General features: G+C 38.4%; 19 protein-coding genes, 1 tRNA gene and 1 riboswitch. Of the genes, 19 read left to right on the top strand and 1 reads right to left on the bottom strand.

The genetic code is table 11. The features are described from left to right. Positions 1-38 precede the first annotated feature (38 nt). From MHI10_RS15375 to MHI10_RS15345, 7 genes are all read left to right on the top strand, one after another. Positions 39-620: a TetR/AcrR family transcriptional regulator gene (locus MHI10_RS15375; protein WP_340786918.1), complete on the top strand. Its 582-nt coding sequence runs from the start codon at positions 39-41 to the stop codon at positions 618-620. Positions 621-636: 16 nt separating this feature from the next. Further along, positions 637-1,410, top strand: coding sequence for an enoyl-CoA hydratase (locus tag MHI10_RS15370; protein WP_340786917.1), 774 nt, complete (start codon positions 637-639; stop codon positions 1,408-1,410). A gap of 28 nt (positions 1,411-1,438) precedes the next feature. Further along, complete coding sequence (locus MHI10_RS15365) at positions 1,439-2,212, top strand: electron transfer flavoprotein subunit beta/FixA family protein (RefSeq protein ID WP_340786916.1); 774 nt, start codon at positions 1,439-1,441, stop codon at positions 2,210-2,212. Positions 2,213-2,285: 73 nt separating this feature from the next. After that, on the top strand, positions 2,286-3,263 hold the full coding sequence (locus tag MHI10_RS15360) for an electron transfer flavoprotein subunit alpha/FixB family protein (protein WP_340786914.1): 978 nt from the start codon (positions 2,286-2,288) through the stop codon (positions 3,261-3,263). A gap of 159 nt (positions 3,264-3,422) precedes the next feature. Next, positions 3,423-3,737: a thioredoxin gene (gene trxA / locus MHI10_RS15355; protein WP_340786913.1), complete on the top strand. Its 315-nt coding sequence runs from the start codon at positions 3,423-3,425 to the stop codon at positions 3,735-3,737. A 512-nt stretch (positions 3,738-4,249) separates the two neighbouring features. Then, a complete protein-coding gene (uvrC, locus tag MHI10_RS15350) occupies positions 4,250-6,043 on the top strand; it encodes an excinuclease ABC subunit UvrC (protein ID WP_340786912.1) in 1,794 nt (597 codons plus the stop codon). A 30-nt stretch (positions 6,044-6,073) separates the two neighbouring features. After that, a riboswitch (Lysine riboswitch) is annotated at positions 6,074-6,251 on the top strand. A 123-nt stretch (positions 6,252-6,374) separates the two neighbouring features. Continuing rightward, complete coding sequence (locus MHI10_RS15345) at positions 6,375-6,854, top strand: ACT domain-containing protein (RefSeq protein WP_340786909.1); 480 nt, start codon at positions 6,375-6,377, stop codon at positions 6,852-6,854. A gap of 148 nt (positions 6,855-7,002) precedes the next feature. Here MHI10_RS15345 and MHI10_RS15340 read toward each other — a convergent pair whose 3' ends face one another. Next, the gene (locus MHI10_RS15340) at positions 7,003-7,422 is read right to left on the bottom strand and encodes a YslB family protein (RefSeq protein WP_340786906.1); all 420 of its coding nucleotides are present in this window, start codon (positions 7,420-7,422) and stop codon (positions 7,003-7,005) included. A 270-nt stretch (positions 7,423-7,692) separates the two neighbouring features. On the opposite strand from MHI10_RS15340, the gene MHI10_RS15335 reads away from it, so the two are divergent. The 12 genes from MHI10_RS15335 to MHI10_RS15280 all read left to right on the top strand — a co-directional run bounded on the left by MHI10_RS15335 (position 7,693) and on the right by MHI10_RS15280 (position 18,285). Further along, the gene (locus MHI10_RS15335) at positions 7,693-8,307 is read left to right on the top strand and encodes a succinate dehydrogenase cytochrome b558 subunit (protein WP_340786903.1); all 615 of its coding nucleotides are present in this window, start codon (positions 7,693-7,695) and stop codon (positions 8,305-8,307) included. A 97-nt stretch (positions 8,308-8,404) separates the two neighbouring features. Next, the gene (sdhA, locus tag MHI10_RS15330; RefSeq protein ID WP_340786901.1) at positions 8,405-10,150 is read left to right on the top strand and encodes a succinate dehydrogenase flavoprotein subunit; all 1,746 of its coding nucleotides are present in this window, start codon (positions 8,405-8,407) and stop codon (positions 10,148-10,150) included. A 14-nt stretch (positions 10,151-10,164) separates the two neighbouring features. Further along, positions 10,165-10,941 (top strand): succinate dehydrogenase iron-sulfur subunit, encoded by a 777-nt coding sequence (gene sdhB / locus MHI10_RS15325; RefSeq protein WP_340786898.1) that lies wholly within the window; start codon positions 10,165-10,167, stop codon positions 10,939-10,941. 168 nt (positions 10,942-11,109) lie between these two features. Beyond that, entirely contained in the window at positions 11,110-11,553 is a 444-nt protein-coding gene (locus tag MHI10_RS15320; RefSeq protein ID WP_340786895.1) for an acyl-CoA thioesterase, read from the top strand. A gap of 69 nt (positions 11,554-11,622) precedes the next feature. Further along, positions 11,623-11,844 (top strand): helix-turn-helix domain-containing protein, encoded by a 222-nt coding sequence (locus tag MHI10_RS15315; protein WP_057989864.1) that lies wholly within the window; start codon positions 11,623-11,625, stop codon positions 11,842-11,844. A 73-nt stretch (positions 11,845-11,917) separates the two neighbouring features. Then, a complete protein-coding gene (locus tag MHI10_RS15310; protein WP_340786885.1) occupies positions 11,918-12,361 on the top strand; it encodes a MarR family winged helix-turn-helix transcriptional regulator in 444 nt (147 codons plus the stop codon). 16 nt (positions 12,362-12,377) lie between these two features. Further along, complete coding sequence (gene racE / locus MHI10_RS15305) at positions 12,378-13,172, top strand: glutamate racemase (protein WP_340786883.1); 795 nt, start codon at positions 12,378-12,380, stop codon at positions 13,170-13,172. Positions 13,173-13,388: 216 nt separating this feature from the next. Beyond that, positions 13,389-14,141 carry a ribonuclease PH gene (gene rph, locus MHI10_RS15300; RefSeq protein WP_340786879.1) on the top strand — a complete coding sequence of 251 codons (753 nt, stop codon included), beginning with the start codon at positions 13,389-13,391 and terminating at the stop codon, positions 14,139-14,141. Position 14,142: 1 nt separating this feature from the next. Continuing rightward, positions 14,143-14,736 (top strand): XTP/dITP diphosphatase, encoded by a 594-nt coding sequence (locus tag MHI10_RS15295; RefSeq protein ID WP_340786876.1) that lies wholly within the window; start codon positions 14,143-14,145, stop codon positions 14,734-14,736. A gap of 25 nt (positions 14,737-14,761) precedes the next feature. Further along, positions 14,762-15,274: a metallophosphoesterase gene (locus MHI10_RS15290; RefSeq protein ID WP_340786874.1), complete on the top strand. Its 513-nt coding sequence runs from the start codon at positions 14,762-14,764 to the stop codon at positions 15,272-15,274. 199 nt (positions 15,275-15,473) lie between these two features. Further along, positions 15,474-15,547, top strand: a tRNA-Arg gene (locus tag MHI10_RS15285). A gap of 764 nt (positions 15,548-16,311) precedes the next feature. Then, the gene (locus MHI10_RS15280; protein ID WP_340786872.1) at positions 16,312-18,285 is read left to right on the top strand and encodes a methyl-accepting chemotaxis protein; all 1,974 of its coding nucleotides are present in this window, start codon (positions 16,312-16,314) and stop codon (positions 18,283-18,285) included. The last annotated feature ends 110 nt before the right edge of the window (positions 18,286-18,395 follow it).

Genomic DNA, 18,395 nt, shown 5'->3' with positions numbered 1-18,395 from the left:
TTGGCGTAAGATTTGTCATTTAAATGGTGGTGAACAACTTGAAACGAAATAAACCCAAATATATGCAAATAGTGGATGCAGCTGTAATCGCAATCGCTGAAAACGGCTACCATCAAGCGCAAGTAGCTAAAATTGCAAAACAGGCTGGGGTAGCAGATGGTACCATTTATTTATACTTCAAAAACAAAGAAGATATATTAATTTCTGTATTTAAAGAAAAAATGAGTATATTTGTAGAGAACTTACAGGATATAATAAAAAGTGGAAATACTTCTTCAGAAAAGTTATGCGGTATGATCGAGAATCACTTAAGTGTCCTTTCGAATGATCGTCATTTAGCGACGGTTACACAGCTCGAATTGAGACAGTCGAATAGAGAACTCCGATTGAAGATTAATTCCATTTTAAAAGAATATTTGGCATTGCTTGATCAAATATTGATTGAAGGAATGGTAAGTGGAGAATTTAAATCAACAATGGATGTTCGAATTGCCAGGCAAATGGTGTTCGGTACAATCGACGAAATATCGACAACTTGGGTGATGTCAGATAATCGTTATAACTTATTGGAGCAGTCTCCAAAAATTCAACAAATGCTGTTGAGTGCACTAAAAGCATAAAAGGGGATGTGGGGAAATGGAGTTTCTTAGTTGGCGTGTAGAAGAAGGTGTAGCGGTTGTTACAATTTCGAGACCACCTGCAAATGCATTATCACAAGGGTTAATTAAAGATGTCGATGCCTTTTTAGATGCAGTTGAACAAGACGAAGCAGTTCGTGTCATTGTCTTACATGGTGAAGGACGATTCTTCTCTGCAGGTGCGGACATCAAAGAATTTACAAACGTTCAAACGGGTGAAGAATTTACTGTCCTTGCTCAAAATGGACAGCAAGTTTTTGAACGATTAGAAAATTTCTCGAAACCAGTCATTGCGGCCATTCATGGTGCAGCACTAGGTGGCGGGTTGGAGCTAGCAATGGGCTGCCATATTCGTTATGTTACAGAATCAGCTAAATTAGGATTGCCTGAACTATCATTAGGACTTATCCCAGGTTTTGCTGGTACACAGCGCTTACCACGATATGTAGGTGTTGCTAAAGCAGCAGAAATGATGTTTACGAGCGACCCGATTACTGGGGTAGAAGCTGTTCAGTGGGGATTAGCAAACCGTGCTTTCACAGAGGATGAGCTTCTTCCAAAAACACTTGAATTGGCTAAGAAAATGGCAAAGAAAAGTCCAATTGCATTAAAAGCGGCGATTCAAATGCTAAATCATGCGAAAACACCATCTTTCTATGAAGGTGTACAAGCAGAAGCAACAAGCTTTGGTGAAGTTTTTGTCTCAGCAGATGCCAAAGAAGGTATTCAAGCATTTATTGAAAAACGTGAACCACAGTTTACTGGCAAATAAAAATAGAAGCTTTTAGGAGGTCTGAATAATGAATATTTTTGTATTAGTAAAACGTACTTTTGACACGGAAGAAAAGATCGTCATTTCTGGCGGTAAAATTCAAGAGGATGGTGCAGAATTCATCATTAATCCATATGATGAATATGCGATTGAAGAAGCCATTCAAAAACGCGACGCTTTAGGCGGTAAAGTTACAGTTTTAACAATCGGTGGTGAGGATGCTGAAAAGCAACTTCGTACAGCACTTGCAATGGGTGCAGATGAAGCCGTATTAATTAATACAGAAGATGATCTAGACGAGCTAGATCAATATTCTGCAGCTTACATATTAGCTGAATATTTAAAAGACAAAGAAGCGGATTTAATTTTAGCTGGTAACGTTGCTATTGATGGAGGATCTGGTCAAGTAGGTCCTCGTTTAGCAGATTTATTAGGAATCAATTATGTGACAACAATTACAAGTCTTGAAATTGAAGGAACGACAGCAAAAATCGTTCGTGATATTGAAGGGGACGCTGAAATATTAGAAACTTCATTACCATTATTAGTGACGGCACAGCAAGGTTTAAATGAACCGCGCTATCCTTCTTTACCAGGAATCATGAAGGCGAAAAAGAAGCCACTTGCCGAGCTTGAGTTAGATGATTTAGATATTGATGAAGAGGATGTGGAAGTGAAAATCGAGACAATCGAAATTTATTTACCACCTCAAAAAGCAGCAGGCCGCGTATTAGCAGGCGATCTTTCTGATCAAGTCAAAGAGCTAGTTAGCTTACTTCATAATGAAGCAAAAGTAGTTTAAGTGGTTTAATCGCAACATTCTAAAAAAAATGCCAACTGGCTAATTTTACGAAGATGGTAATGGAGGGATATACATGTCAAAGAAAGTATTGGTGTTAGGTGAAGTTCGTGAAGGAAGCTTACGTAACGTTTCATTTGAGGCAATTGCTGCAGGTGCACAAATTGCTGATGGAGGCGAGATAGTAGGTCTTATCGTAGGGGATTCAGTTGCTGGGGTAGCATCTGAATTAGTTGAATACGGTGCAAACCGTGTCGTAACGGTGGAACATCCACATTTAAAAACATACACTTCTGATGGGTTTAGCCAAGCTATTTTAGCGGTAGTAGAGCAAGAAAAACCAGATGCCATTGTATTCGGTCATACATCTTTAGGAAAAGATTTATCACCTAAAATTGCGTCTCGCTTAAATGCTGGTTTAGTGTCGGATGTAACAGAGATCCAAGGTGCTGGAGATGATGTTGTATTCGTTCGTCCAATCTATTCTGGAAAAGCATTCGAAAAAGTGAAAGTAAAAGACGGCATTATTTTCGCAACGATTCGTCCTAATAACATCGCACCTCTTGCAAAAGAAGCTGGCCGTGCTGGTGATGTATCATCGGTATCAGTGGAAATTACAAATTTACGTACAATTATTAAAGAAGTTGTTCGTAAATCAACTGAAGGTGTCGATTTATCGGAGGCTAAAGTTGTTGTAGCAGGCGGACGTGGTGTGAAGTCTGAAGAAGGCTTCGAACCATTAAATGCGCTTGCTAAATTACTAGGCGGTGCTGTTGGCGCTTCTCGTGGTGCATGTGACGCAGATTACTGTGACTACTCATTACAAATTGGACAAACAGGGAAAGTGGTAACACCAGACCTTTATATCGCGGCAGGTATTTCGGGAGCCATCCAACATGTTGCCGGTATGTCGAACTCGAAGGTGATTGTTGCAATTAACAAAGATCCTGAAGCAAATATTTTCAAAATAGCAGACTACGGAATTGTTGGCGATTTATTCGAAGTCATTCCAATGCTTATTGAAGAGTTTAAAGCGTTAAAAGTAGGCGCATAATAATAACAGCTCCCTCACCTTACAAGTGTGGGAGCTGTTATTATTTCTATGTTCAAGGTGGTTTTGAATAAAATATACCTCCCCAAGCATATTATTTTTAGCTAATTGGGAAATCATGTTATACTACAAGCAGATGTTAGATAAGGAGGCTATATAATTATGGCAATTGTACACGGTACAGACCAAACTTTTGGTGAAGAAATTTCAAATGGTGTTGTTTTAGTAGACTTTTGGGCTGCATGGTGTGGTCCTTGTAAAATGATCGCTCCAGTTCTTGAAGAGCTAGATGCAGAAATCGGTAACGATGTGAAAATCGTGAAGGTTGATGTTGATAACAACCAAGGAACAGCGGCTGAATACCAAATCATGTCGATTCCATCATTATTATTATTCGTTGATGGCGAGTTAAAAGCAAAAACTGCTGGCTTCATGCCAAAAGAAGCGTTAATCGATTTCATTAACGACAACAAATAATTCAATTCAAAAAGTCGTATGCCTATAGCGGGTATACGGCTTTTTTTCTATTCAACTTCTTCTATTCAGATTTGCCCCAATACAAATCCTAATCTGTTTTAGAGAATGAAATAAAGTTTAGCTATCCAATATTTTTATTGAAATATGCGCCCGACAATAAAATATGTATTCAAAATCGCTAAAGGACAATTAATTAAGTTAACGCCGCCTCCCCGGTAGCGGCGCACTTTATACAGAAAGCTTCAGTAGGGGGAAATTTTATAAAGGCTGGCCTTGCACAAAGCACAAAGATGAGTCGTACAGATTTGTGCAACAAAGCTGTGCGCCTCATGTGCTTAGCCAGCCAAAATTAGCAAGTACTTTATGAGAAGCTTTATTAGGACACTTATATCATTAGGATAGATTCTTGGTTAAACATATATGGAAACGATTAAAGCACTAGCACTTACCTTTCAAATTCACCTGAACATAAGGTAAACTAAAAGGAAATGACGAAATTTTAAGGTGATGGAATGAATGCAAATATTAAGGCGAAACTAGAAATTTTGCCAGGTGATCCAGGTTGTTATTTGATGAAAGATCACCAAGGGACGATTATTTATGTTGGCAAGGCAAAATCATTAAAAAATCGGGTGCGATCGTATTTTACAAGTAGCCATGATGGAAAGACCGCCCGCCTAGTAAGTGAAATTGTAGACCTCGAATATATCGTGACTTCAAGCGATTTAGAGGCATTAATTTTAGAGCTAAATTTAATAAAGCTCCATGATCCAAAATATAATATTAAACTAACGGATGATAAAACATATCCGTATATTAAAATTACAAATGAAAAATATCCGCGCATTTTAACGACGCGCAAAATCAAAAAGGATAAAGCCAAATATTTCGGTCCGTATCCGAATTCATTCGCAGCAAACGAAACAAGAAAATTATTAGATCGATTGTACCCTTTGAGAAAATGTGCCATTATCCCGAAGCAGGTTTGCCTTTATTATCATTTAGGGCAATGTTTGGCACCATGTGTGAAGGAAATTGAGAGCGATGTATACCGTGAAATGATTGATGAGATTGCCAAGTTTTTAAATGGTGGTTATGAAGAAGTGAAGCAAGATTTAGAGCGAAAAATGTTGGATGCTGCTGAAAAGTTGGAATTTGAACGGGCAAAGGAATATCGAGACTTAATGGCGCATATCGAAAAGATTATGCAAAAGCAAAAAATGGTGACAGGTGATTTAAGCAATCGTGATGTATTCGGTTATGCTGTGGAAAAAGGCTGGATGTGTGTGCAAGTATTTTTTGTGCGACAAGGGAAGTTAATCGAACGGGATGTTTCCATTTTTCCGATTTACAATGAACCAGAAGAAGAGTTTTTAACATTTGTCGGACGTTTTTATGAGGAACCAAACCATATGCTACCAAAGGAAATTTTCATTCCTACACAAGTGGATGGTGTTTTATTAGAAAAGCTTTTGAATGTTAAAATTGTTATACCTAAAAAAGGTTCGAAAAAAGAATTAGTTGATCTAGCTACGAAAAATGCGGATATCGCCATTCATGAAAAGTTCCAGCTTATTGAGCGCCAAGAGGAACGAACGATTGGTGCGTGTGAGGCATTAGGTGAGGCAATGAATATTCCGATTCCGATGCGCATTGAGGCATTTGATAATAGTCATATGCACGGCGCGGACCCTGTTTCGGCGATGGTTGTTTTTGTTGATGGCAAGCCATTAAAAAAGGAATACCGTAAATATAAAACGAAGGAAGCCGCGAAACATGATGATTACGGTGCGATGCAAGAAGTCATTCGACGTCGATATACACGCGTTTTACGAGAAAATTTACCGCTTCCCGATCTCATTGTAATTGATGGGGGAAAAGGGCAAATGGAAGTGGCGCGTGAAGTCATTGAAGATGAGTTAGGTCTTTATATTCCGATTGCTGGACTCGCAAAGGATGATAAGCATAATACGTCCCAATTGTTATTCGGTGATCCAGTGGAGCCAATTCCACTAAAAAGAACGAGTGATGCGTTTTATTTATTGCAACGTATTCAAGACGAGGTACACCGTTTTGCTATTACATTTTTACGCCAACAGCGCCAGGCTAATACAATTGTTTCGGTGTTGGATGGCATTGAAGGGATTGGTCCGAAGCGTAAACAACAGCTCATGAAGCATTTCGGGTCGGTGAAAAAAATACGTGAAGCAACTGTTGCGCAGCTTATTGAAGCAGGCATATCAAAAAAACTTGCCGAAACGATTCAGCACCATTTTCAGGAACAGTCATTGAAAAACGAATCTTAGTATGCTAAAGTGAGATTTAATTCAATAATTTCAATCGATAGAGGCGCAGTATTCAAAAGTAAGATGCATGAGGAAGGACAATTCCGTTGAATGTATCCGAAAGGGTAAACTGCCGAAGTGAATTGTGTATTGTTCGCACAATTTGCTGGTTTTGCATTTAAGAGATGTAAAATTGTCAGAGCGCATGTTCTGGAGAGCTATCCAAAAAGCACATTTAATTTTATTATTTGTCTTGACGGCGACTTTCCATAAACGTGGAAGGTCGCTTTTTTACGTGGATGAAAGGCCTGAAACTTGTTTTTGATTGCTAATATAAAGGGGTTGCAAAAAAATGGGGAATAATTTAATGGTGCGCAAGGTTGCTTATGAAGCGGATGTCATTCGACTAACGATCGGCTATGATTTTTATGAAACGGCATCCATTGCAGAAGTATTTAGTATTTTAGCAGATAATCATATTAATGTGGATATGATTGTGCAGTCAGTAATGGATGGCGTCAAACCAATCGTGTCATTTACAATAGCGAAGGAGAAATTTGCTGAAAGCTTACGGATATTGGAGGCAAGTAAAGTCTCTTTAGGTTTTCAGTTTGCTGATTTCGAAGTAGGGTTAGCGAAAATTTCTATTACAGGATCGGGCATGGTTTTTGGTCCAGGCGTAGCGGCACGAATATTTGCGCGGTTAGGGAAGGGGCATATCCCTGTAAAAATGGTAAGTGCATCAGAAGTTAAAGTGTCGGTTATCGTGCCACAAGATGAAATGATGCAGGCGGCGAATATGTTGCATGATGAGTTTGCCTTGATTCATTAAAATTACCCATTTCTATAAAGGGTGGCATGAATCTGATATTAGTTGCCTCAATCAATAGGTTTTCTAACGATTGTTGAATAAATAAAAGCTTCAAGCTAGATTCCATAATAGCTTGAAGCTTTATAAATAGTAAGTAGTGGGGAACTTATTAACGAATGGGTTCTTTTAAATCCCATTTTAAAGTGAATTTAATACAGTTATGCTTTATGTTTTTTTCCTCGTAACATTCCGTTAAATAGCCGATATTTTTTTGTTTTTGTTCGGCTAAAAAACCGGCTTCTAATCGAAAGCAGCGCTGCTCAATATTCAGAGCTGCGGGATCTTCAGTAGTGAGTATGTAATGCACTTCATCTTTCAGTTCTTTTTCTAAAGTGAGTTGTCCCCAACCCGCTTCCACGAAAAATGAAGATGCTTCTTCCATTGAAAATAGTGGGAATTGACGAGCGACTTCTTTTCCTCCCCAATAAAGGACATCTGCTTCGTGTTTTCCTAAAATTGATGAAAGTAAATGATCACGAACAATTTCGTAGCCAAATGATGGAATCGTTTTCATTTTGTGCGGTTCCATAGAAAAAACCTCTTTCCTAAATTTTCTTGTAATTTAATCTGTTATATAGAAAGTGGAACTATAGTAGAATAATAGTGACTTTAAACAGCGTAATCCCGTCTTTAAAAGGGGGGTGAAATGTTCGATGTTATCTTGACGCTAGTATCTGTTGAGAGTACAATGGACATGTCATAATATTGTACCATGATGAGATGCGCAGTCAATAAACAACATTTACAAAATGGTGACTTTATAGATGCGAATTTCAAGTACTTAAGGGGGGTAACAATTTTGTCGAAAGATCGTGAATTTTTATGGCGCCGCTTACATTCGTTATTAGGTGTAGTTCCAGTAGGATTGTTCTTGGCGTTCCACTTGTCTTTGAACTTCACTGCAGTAGGCGGTGAAGAAACTTACAATAATGCAACAGGTATGATGGAATTAGTTCCGCATTCATTATTGTTAGCAATGGAATGGATTATTATCTATATTCCACTTATGTTCCACGCATTCTACGGAGTGTATATTGCATTTACTGCTACGAACAACGTAAAACGCTTCAGCACATTCCGTAACTGGATGTTCGCATTACAACGCTTTACTGGTATATTCCTTGTAATCTTCATTGCATGGCATATTTTCCAAACACGTGTTCAAAAAGCGTTCGGTACAGAAGTTAACTTTGATATGATGGCTGAAATCGTGGCGAATCCATTTATGTTAGGATTCTACATCGTGGGTATCTTATCTGCAACTTTCCACTTAGCGAACGGCTTATGGTCATTCCTAGTAAGCTGGGGTATTACGCAATCTAAAAAGTCTCAACAAATCGCAACTTATATTACATTATTAGTATTTGTAATTTTAAGTATTATGGGTGTTGCGGCAATCTTAGCATTCGTTTAATTTTTCAAACTGTAACACTGATACAAGGTAAGAAATTGATGATGAATGATTTGTGAGTAAAGGTAATTAGCAATTATATGAGGAGTGAGAAATAATCATGGCGAAAAGTAAAATCATCGTCGTTGGCGGCGGTCTGGCAGGCTTAATGGCTACGATTAAAGCGGCTGAAGAAGGTACAGCAGTTGAATTATTCTCGTTAGTTCCTGTTAAACGTTCACACTCTGTATGTGCACAAGGCGGAATTAACGGAGCAGTTAATACAAAAGGTGAAGGGGATTCTCCATGGATCCACTTTGACGATACAGTATACGGTGGAGATTTCTTAGCGAATCAACCACCAGTTAAGGGTATGTGTGATGCAGCCCCTGGTATTATTCACTTAATGGACCGTATGGGTGTAATGTTCAACCGTACGCCAGAAGGACTTCTTGATTTCCGTCGTTTCGGTGGTACATTAATGCACCGTACAGCATTCTCGGGTGCAACTACGGGTCAACAATTATTATACGCACTAGATGAGCAAGTTCGTGCACACGAAGTAGCTGGTTTAGTAACAAAATATGAGCACTGGGAATTCCTTGGTGCAGTTCTTGATGACGAAGGCGTATGCCGCGGTATCGTAGGACAAGATTTACGTACTGAAGAAATTAAATCATTCCGTTCTGACGCTGTTATTATGGCAACAGGTGGTCCTGGTATTATCTTCGGTAAAACAACGAACTCTGTTATCAATACAGGTTCTGCAGCATCAATTGTTTACCAACAAGGTGCTACATATTCAAATGGTGAAATGATTCAAATTCACCCAACAGCGATTCCTGGGGACGACAAAAACCGTCTAATGTCAGAATCTGCTCGTGGTGAAGGTGGACGTGTATGGACTTATAAAGACGGTAAGCCTTGGTACTTCTTAGAAGAAAAATACCCAGCTTACGGTAACCTAGTACCACGTGATATCGCAACACGCGAAATCTTCGACGTATGTGTAAACCAAAAACTTGGTATTAACGGCGAAAACATGGTATACCTAGATCTTTCTCATAAAGATCCACATGAGTTAGACATCAAATTAGGTGGTATTATCGAAATCTACGAAAAATTCGTAGGTGATGACCCACGTAAATTACCGATGAAAATTTTCCCAGCAGTTCACTATTCAATGGGTGGATTATGGGTTGACTATGATCAAATGACAGAAATTCCAGGCTTATTTGCTGCTGGTGAATGTGATTACTCACAACACGGAGCAAACCGCTTAGGAGCGAACTCGCTATTATCAGCTATTTATGGCGGTATGGTTGCAGGTCCAAACGCAGTCGAATATATCAAAACGCTTAATAAGCATGCAGAAGATTTACCAGAAGGCATTTTCACTGCTCGTGAAGAGGAAGAAAAAGCGAAGTGGGAAGCAATCCTTTCTATGGATGGTACAGAAAACGCTTACCTTTTACACAAAGAACTTGGTGAATGGATGACTGACAATATGACAGTAGTACGTCATAACGACCGTCTAGAAAAAACATATGCAAAATTAACTGAACTACAAGAGCGTTGGGAAAAAATTAACATCAATGACACACAAAAATGGTCAAACCAAGGTGCTCACTTTACACGCCAGTTAAAAAATATGTTATACCTAGCTAAAGTAATGACGAAGGGTGCATTATTACGTGATGAATCTCGTGGTGCTCACTATAAACCAGATTTCCCAGAACGTGATGATGAGAAATTCTTAAAAACGACAATGGCTAAGTTTGATCCAGCTACTGGTGAACCAGTTATTACCTATGGAGAAGTCGACGTTTCGTTAATTCCACCACGTAAACGTGACTACTCGGCCTAAGGGGGAAATAAACAATGGAAACAGTAAATACTGGAAGAACAGTTAAGTTAGAGATCGTTCGTCAAGATACAGAAAATGGCTCAACACGTGTTGAAAAATTCGAAGTACCTTACCGTCCAGGTATGAACGTTATCTCTGCATTAATGCATATTCAAAAATATCCTGTAACTGCTGAAGGTCAACAAACGACGCCAGTATCTTGGGATATGAGTTGTTTAGAGGAAGTTTGTGGTGCTTGTTCAATGGTCATCAATGGCCGTCCACAACAATCATGTTCAGCATTAGTTGACAAACTAACTCAACCAATTCGCTTAGAGCCTATGAAAACTTTCCCAGTTGTACGTGACTTACAGGTTGACCGTAGCCGTATGTTCAATGCACTTAAGAAAGTAAAAGCATGGGTGCCAATCGATGGTACTTATGATTTAGGTGAAGGTCCACGTATGCCTGAACGCAAACGTCAATGGGCTTATGAATTATCTAAATGTATGACTTGTGGTGTATGTATGGAAGCGTGTCCAAACGTGTCTGAATCAGCTTCATTCATGGGACCAGCACCATTATCACAAGTACGTTTATTCAACACTCACCCAACTGGTGCGATGAACAAAGATGAGCGTTTAGCTGCAATTATGGGCGACGGTGGTCTTGCAAACTGTGGTAACTCACAAAACTGTGTAGCTGCTTGTCCAAAAGGGATTCCTTTAACAACTTCTATCGCTGCGCTTAACCGTGCAACAACAGTTCAAATGTTCAAGAACTTCTTCGGTTCTGACCACATGGTTGACTAATAATAAATGAAGGGGCCCTCACATTGTGGGGGTCTTTTTGGATGTTATTAATTCAAAATTTGATTTTCCGGCATCAAAATTTCATAAAGTTTCAACAATTAATTTGTGATATAATGAATGAGTATTCATTACACAATTGGGGATTTTATTGAAAAGGGAGGAATTAGGATGCGTGCTACATATATTCAAGATGTACAACAATGGGTTGCAGGGTTTAACTTTTCGACAGAGGTGCAAGTTCGTTTTTCCGAAACAGATATGTATGGCCATGTGAACAATACGAAGGTGTTTACTTACTTTGAGTATGCTCGAATCGAATATTTAAAAGCATTAGGATTTCAATCTCTCTCAGAATCAAAGGGTATGAACATGCTCATCGTAGCAGACATACAATGTGATTATCTGAAAGAGGCATTTTTTGATGAAATATTGACTGTTTTTGTAAAAACAGCTTCGATAGGTACGTCATCAATGGATTTGCATTATTTAGTTAAAAATGCAAAGGAAGAAATCTGTTATACTGGACGAGGTACACTAGTGCAGCTAAGCTCAGAGACGGGTAAAGGGGTCCCGATTTTAGATGAGCAGAAAAAAATATTACTGGGGAAATAGTTAAATGCCCTCACCTGCTTTGGAGTATTGACATACTTTACAAAGAAGAGGATAGGAGGGTGTTGCAAAATGACTAGTTCGCAGCATCGTTCGCTGTTAACGAAGCGAGAACGAGAAATTTTTGAACTATTGATAAAAGACTATTCGACGCGAGATATTTCAAATAAACTTGGCATTAGCGAAAAAACAGTTCGTAATCATATTTCAAATACAATTCAAAAACTAGGAGTCTCCAGTAGAACGCAAGCATTAATCGAATTACTACGATTGCAAGAATTATCTATAAACTAAGTGGATACTTGCTATTTTACGCAAAAAACTTCAAAATAGAGTTATGAAAAGTATTGGGGAGTGAATGAACTAGATGACAGACCAAAACAAACATAGTTCTGAATCTGTAGCAATCCTAGAAAAAGAATTAAGATATATTTCACACTTAATTAAGCAAAAAGGTCGCGAAATTTTAAGTAATTATACAATTACACCTCCACAGTTTGTTGCGCTCCAATGGTTACATGAGTCAGGCGATATGACGATTGGAGATTTGTCGACAAAGATGTATTTAGCGTTTAGCACGACAACAGATTTAGTTGATCGTATGGAAAAGAATGAGTTAGTGCAGCGTGTTCGTGATGAAAAAGATCGCCGAGTTGTACGTATTCACCTTTTACCAGAAGGGGAACGCATTATTGCAGAGGTAATATTGAAACGACAAAATTATTTACATGATATTATGGGCGAATTTGATGAAGTAGAATTTGAACAATTATCAAAGAACTTACAAAAGTTACATTTATTAATGAAATAGGATAGAGGCGGTAGTAGTGAATGCCCCAATTGGTGTAATCGATTCTGGAGTTGGCGGGTTAACAGTTGCAAAAGCGATAATGGAGCTTTTGCCGAACGAAACAATTTATTATATTGGTGATACAGCACGTTGTCCATACGGGCCGCGTACGATACAAGAAGTACGAAATTTTACTTGGCAAATGGCAAAGGCACTTGAAAAGATGAATATTAAACTGCTTGTTATTGCTTGCAATACAGCGACAGCAGTAGCTTTAGAAAGTTTACAAAAACATATGCCATTTCCGGTTATAGGTGTCATAAATGCAGGGGCAAGAGCCGCAGTAAAGAGTACAAAACGCAATGAAATCGTAGTCTTAGCAACGGAAGGTACGATCAAAAGTGGAGCTTATGAGGAAGCGTTACATTCGCTTGCAACAAAGGCAAAGGTTATTCCACTTGCATGCCCGACGTTTGTTCCACTTGTTGAAAGTGGAGAATATGAAGGTCAGTTTTCATATGATTTAGTAGCAAATGGTTTAAATCCATTAGAAAATGAGCGTTTTGATACGGTTATTTTAGGCTGTACACATTACCCGATTTTACAAAAACAAATCGAGGCCGCTGTAGGTTCGGAGGTAAAGGTATTATCCTCTGCCGAAGAAACAGCCAAGGATGTTGAAGCGATTTTAAGTTACAACAATCAGTTGCGTACAGACAAAGAATCACCGAAACACATTTTCCATGCATCGGGCTCAGTCCCGATTTTCAGGTCTATCGCTGAACGCTGGCTAGATCAAGGTGAATTAACAATTCGACGCATTTCATTTTAAAAGAATAAAATGTTAATAAGGCTTAAGTAGATGTAATAGTCTATTTGAGTCTTTTTGTCTTGGTAAGGATTCAAAATATGGGCATAACTAAGTTAAAGTAAAATGGATTTCAGTATGTATTATAATGTTGGAAATCCAAGTAATTTGGCATTTATCCTTTAGGCAGTAATAGAAGTATGTTAAAATTAGTGCGCGAAACTTTTTAGGGGGAAAACCATGACAAGACATGACTTAAGAGCTGTGAATGAATTACGTCCAGTTCAAATTGAAAATAATTATTTAATGCATCCAGAAGGCTCTGTATTAATTGAAGTAGGCAATACAAAAGTAATTTGTACGGCAACGATTGAAGACAAAGTACCAGGCTTTTTACGTGGACAAGGCAAAGGGTGGATTACTGCAGAATATTCGATGCTACCACGCGCTACAGAGCAACGTACACGCCGTGAATCATCAGCAGGAAAGGTGACAGGTCGTACAATGGAAATTCAGCGCCTAATCGGTCGTGCTTTGCGTGCGGTTGTCGATTTAGAGGCACTTGGAGAAAAAACGATTTGGATTGATTGTGACGTTATTCAAGCAGATGGCGGAACGCGTACAGCATCGATTACAGGTGCATTTGTTGCGATGACACAAGCGATTGCAAAACTAGCTGCGGACAAGCCGTTTGCGAAGTTCCCAGTGACAGATTATTTAGCTGCAACGAGTGTCGGCAAGCTTTCAGAAATTGGCGCTGTTCTTGATTTAAATTATATTGAAGATTCTTCTGCAGATGTGGACATGAATGTGATCATGACAGGTGCAGGCCAATTTGTTGAGCTACAAGGTACGGGCGAAGAAGCGACATTTTCACGTGCGGAGTTAAATGAATTACTTGATTTAGGGGAAGTAGGAATTGCCCAATTAATCGACATTCAAAAAGAAGCATTAGGTGAGTTAGCGAGCTACGTTGGAAAGGTGGATGCTTAATATGAAACAAGTCGTGATTGCAACGAAAAACAAAGGTAAGGCAAAAGATTTTGAGGCACTATTTCAACCATTCGGCTATGAAGTCGTAACAATGTTTGATGTTGCGCCTGATTTAGAAATTGAAGAAACGGGTACAACGTTTGAAGAGAATGCAATTTTAAAGGCAGAAACATTAGCGAATTTACTTGGCAAAATCGTCATTGCAGATGATAGTGGCTTAGCGATTGATGCATTAAATGGCGAACCAGGTGTTTATTCAGCGCGCTATGCAGGCGATCATGATGATGAAGCGAACATGGTGAAAGTGTTAGCCAACATGAAGGATGTTCCAGAAGCAGAGCGTACAGCACGTTTTTGCTGTGCACTAGCAATTGCAGGTCCAAATATGGAAACAAAAACGGTATTTGGTACATGTGAAGGGATTATTGCACAGGAAAAGCGCGGAACAAATGGCTTTGGCTATGACCCGATTTTCTACGTACCAGCACTAGAACGCCACATGGCCGAACTAACAGCTGATGAAAAGGGTGCCATTTCACACCGCGGCAACGCCATTCGTGAATTAGCGTTTCAGTTAGCAGAGATTTTAAAATAAAATTTTTTATGGAGTGATGATGGTAATGAAACTAGTCGTAATGAGTGATACACATGGCGATGCAGAGGTAATTGAAAGGGTAAAAAGCTATCATACGGATGCACAATCGGTCATTCATTGCGGAGATAGTGAGTTACCATTCACTCATCCATCTTTACATGGCGTCGAGCGGGTCAAAGGTAACTGTGATGCAGATCCAGACTTTTTAGACGAGCTTATATTTCAACTAGCAGACGAGCGCATTTATGTGACACATGGTCATTTATATGATGTGAAAAATTCACCGATGAAACTCGTTTACCGTGCAAAGGAAGTCGGAGCTACAATTGTTTGCTTCGGTCATTCTCATGTATTAGGCGCGGAAATGATTGACGGGACTCTATTTGTGAATCCAGGTAGCCTTTTAAAGCCACGCCGCATTAAAGAAAAATCATTCATGATAATTACAACAACGGAAACACAATATATTGTTGATTGCTATGAAGACAATAATACGTTGTTGGAGCAAATGATTTTTGAAAAAACAATAATGGGGTAGTAATATTCGATGATTCATTATCGTATACTAATATGGTTACATATTGTAGGGGCTCTTTGTAGTTAACTTAATTTAGCTGGAGGATGTCACAGATTTTTAAGGGATAAAAGAATAACTTTTTTTGAAAAACGTGTTGACTTTCTATTATTTGTAGCCTATAATAAAAAATGTCGCAATTACCAATTGGTGATTACAACATGTCTCAGTAGCTCAGCTGGATAGAGCAACGCCCTTCTAAGGCGTCGGTCGGGGGTTCGAATCCCTCCTGGGACGTACTAGTAAGCCTTACAGCCATAACGGTTGTAAGGCTTTTTTTTATTCAGGGGGATGTATTTATATGCGCCTAGGAAGTGCCCAAATTTATTCTTAGTGTCTTTATTTAAAGTATTGATGCAATTAAATTTGTGAGGAATTATCAATACATAAATAAAACAATATTTACTTGCATAATAGTTATTATATTAAGTGTATTACTTCAATTCAATCTCGTTTTAGATGTAGCCTTAACTTTCAAGATCCAATGATAATTTTGATAAGGAACGGTGATCAAATGAATAGAAAAACTAAAAAAATTTTATTTTTCTCAATAGGTACTTTAGCGTTATCGAGTATATACTTATTTACTTCAGGACATATTAAGTATCTTGTACCATTCCTAGTGTTAAGTGGCTTGGCTTTGATTTTATTTTTATTAAATGAAACGAAAAAACAAAAATAAACCTGTAATAAATCATAATAGATAACCCCTCAATATTTTAATTATCGTAGTTTTTTACGACAAGACACTGTAATTAAAATTCCAGTAGCGATAATATAAATATTATTAGGAGAATGCTATGTATAATGGTGTTCTTTTTTTGAATAAATTTGTATCGGTACTTATAAATAGTTAGGCTCTCTTCCTTACATATTCCCTTGTAAACAATAGTTCATAAAACTTTGACAAATTACTAACAAGTAGTAGTAAAATATTGACACTTTAGGTATTTCTACTTATAATCAGAAGGGTTTTTATTATGATTAAGTAGGTGCGTTAATTGAAATTGTTTCAGAAGTTAGTACTTATGGTTACCGTTTTGTTAGTTAGTTCGTTAAGCATTGTGTCATATTTTGGCTATCAACTAACGAAAGACTTAATGGTTGATAATTTTACGACACAAGCGAATGGGCAACTTGAGGCCATTACAAACAATATTGATCTTTGGGTAGAGGGAAAACAAAATCTTCAGCAGTCCGCAGCTGAACTTGATATTGTGAAAAAACAAAACATCGAAGCGATATTGGACTATAACAGCCGCTTAGAGCCGATTTTACCGAACACGGAAACAGCATTTGCCTTTATCGATGCAGAAGGTTTCGTTCATTTACCAGATGGGTTAACGGTCCCTATCCAAGATGCTGAACATACGCAACGAGGATTAAATGGAGATATTGCCACTATTGGACCGTATCCTTCAGCTAGAGATGGTAAACCGATTGCATTAACAGTTGCGCCTGTACGTGATGAAACAGGAAAAATCGTTGGTGTGATCAATGGTGGTAATTACATGGATGACTTAATCGAAATCATTTCAAATGTAAAAGTTGGTCAAACGGGTCAAGCCGTTGTATTCGCAAGGGATGGTGCGATTGTTGCTCATCAAGACAATGACCTCATTTTAACAAGCAATATAGCTGATTTAGGTGAAGACTTGTTTGTTGATGTGTTTAATAAAGCGATGAATGAAGAAGCAGGTACGATGGAAGGTGTTGTGAATAACGAAGACCATTTCATCTACTATTCAAAAGCGAATAAAGTGGATTGGGGCATTTTTATTATGGTGCCAAAATCAGAAGCTTTTGCCAAAGCGAATACATTGTTGATGTTCTTTATTTTAGTTGGCGTGGGCACTGTTGTGTTCGCATCGATTCTATTATTCTTTTTCATCAAAAAGATGCTGAAGCCGTTTGATGCCATCAATGAAAAATTAGATGTGTTAGCTTCTAGCGAAGGGGATTTAACGACAAGAATTGCAGTCACAACTCGTGATGAATTTGGCGAAATGTCTACTAAGTTTAATTTGATGTTGGATAATTTACAAGGGCTTGTATCAGGGGTGCTGCACAAAGGTGATGAAGTAAGTCATTCGAGCACTTTGCTACGAGAGCAATTTGATGACATGTCCGTTGTCTCGAAAGAAATTACCGCAACGATTCAAGAGGCGGCTACTTTATCTGAGAATCAAATGGAAAGTTACGAGAAGAGTTTATCGTACATAGAAGATATTGGTAAAAACGTTTTAACCATTTCTGATATTTCATCGGTTGCTTCTAGTGGTGCTACTGCCGCGTCACAAAACGCATTGGACGGTAGCAAAACGCTCGATAATTTAAATGAACAAATGGGCTACATTCAACAATCTGTGCATGAGTCCTCAACAATGATTAAAAATTTGGAAGCTCGTTCAAAAGAAATCGGACAAATTTCCGAAATGATTACACAAATTGCGACCCAAACAAACTTGCTTTCATTGAATGCCTCCATAGAAGCTGCACGTGCAGGCGAACATGGGCAAGGATTCAAAGTTGTAGCAGATGAAGTGAAAAAACTTGCCGAGCAATCAGGTGAATCGGCTCGACAAATCTCGGATATCATTCAAGAAATTCAACGAGATACTGAGAAAACCAATCTCACAATGGATATTGGAATTGAAAATGTCCGTATTGGGATGGAACGTACTAATGAAGTGAACGAGACGTTTGAAAATATCGTAAGTTCTACAAAAACGGTTGCGCATCAAATCGAAGAAAACTTTAGCTCGATTGAAGCTCTTGCCAATCACATGAAAGAAATCGAACATATGATCAATAATAATGTGACAATCTCACATGAAGTGGCACAAAACTATAACACCGTTGCGTCTTCTTCTGAAGAACAGTTGTCTTCTATTCTAGAAGTGCAACAATCGGTCAAACATCTATCTGCATCTGCAGAAGCGTTACAAAAAATCTTAGGTGATTTCAAAGTGTAACGAAACAAAATAAAGCATGTTTATGACCGCTAATTCGAAACTGAATTAGCGGTTTTGAACGTCCCTGTACAATAGCATCATTCGTGCAGGTACATAATATTAAACTTATT

Origin of the sequence: Solibacillus sp. FSL K6-1523 (assembly GCF_038005225.1) — a bacterium.
GTDB lineage: Bacteria > Bacillota > Bacilli > Bacillales_A > Planococcaceae > Solibacillus.
The sequence above is the reverse complement of the archived record's forward strand: the minus strand, read 5'-3'. Positions and strand labels throughout refer to the sequence as shown.

What these genes read in the sequence shown, in the direction of transcription:
- MHI10_RS15360 (WP_340786914.1), top strand. Translation starts at nt 2,286, where the DNA reads ATGTCAAAGAAAGTATTGGTGTTAGGTGAAGTTCGTGAAGGAAGCTTA.
- MHI10_RS15340 (WP_340786906.1), bottom strand. Translation starts at nt 7,422, where the DNA reads ATGGAACCGCACAAAATGAAAACGATTCCATCATTTGGCTACGAAATT.
- uvrC (WP_340786912.1), top strand. Translation starts at nt 4,250, where the DNA reads ATGAATGCAAATATTAAGGCGAAACTAGAAATTTTGCCAGGTGATCCA.
- MHI10_RS15370 (WP_340786917.1), top strand. Translation starts at nt 637, where the DNA reads ATGGAGTTTCTTAGTTGGCGTGTAGAAGAAGGTGTAGCGGTTGTTACA.
- sdhB (WP_340786898.1), top strand. Translation starts at nt 10,165, where the DNA reads ATGGAAACAGTAAATACTGGAAGAACAGTTAAGTTAGAGATCGTTCGT.
- sdhA (WP_340786901.1), top strand. Translation starts at nt 8,405, where the DNA reads ATGGCGAAAAGTAAAATCATCGTCGTTGGCGGCGGTCTGGCAGGCTTA.
- MHI10_RS15295 (WP_340786876.1), top strand. Translation starts at nt 14,143, where the DNA reads ATGAAACAAGTCGTGATTGCAACGAAAAACAAAGGTAAGGCAAAAGAT.
- MHI10_RS15365 (WP_340786916.1), top strand. Translation starts at nt 1,439, where the DNA reads ATGAATATTTTTGTATTAGTAAAACGTACTTTTGACACGGAAGAAAAG.
- MHI10_RS15320 (WP_340786895.1), top strand. Translation starts at nt 11,110, where the DNA reads ATGCGTGCTACATATATTCAAGATGTACAACAATGGGTTGCAGGGTTT.
- MHI10_RS15315 (WP_057989864.1), top strand. Translation starts at nt 11,623, where the DNA reads ATGACTAGTTCGCAGCATCGTTCGCTGTTAACGAAGCGAGAACGAGAA.
- trxA (WP_340786913.1), top strand. Translation starts at nt 3,423, where the DNA reads ATGGCAATTGTACACGGTACAGACCAAACTTTTGGTGAAGAAATTTCA.
- MHI10_RS15345 (WP_340786909.1), top strand. Translation starts at nt 6,375, where the DNA reads ATGGGGAATAATTTAATGGTGCGCAAGGTTGCTTATGAAGCGGATGTC.
- MHI10_RS15310 (WP_340786885.1), top strand. Translation starts at nt 11,918, where the DNA reads ATGACAGACCAAAACAAACATAGTTCTGAATCTGTAGCAATCCTAGAA.
- MHI10_RS15290 (WP_340786874.1), top strand. Translation starts at nt 14,762, where the DNA reads ATGAAACTAGTCGTAATGAGTGATACACATGGCGATGCAGAGGTAATT.
- rph (WP_340786879.1), top strand. Translation starts at nt 13,389, where the DNA reads ATGACAAGACATGACTTAAGAGCTGTGAATGAATTACGTCCAGTTCAA.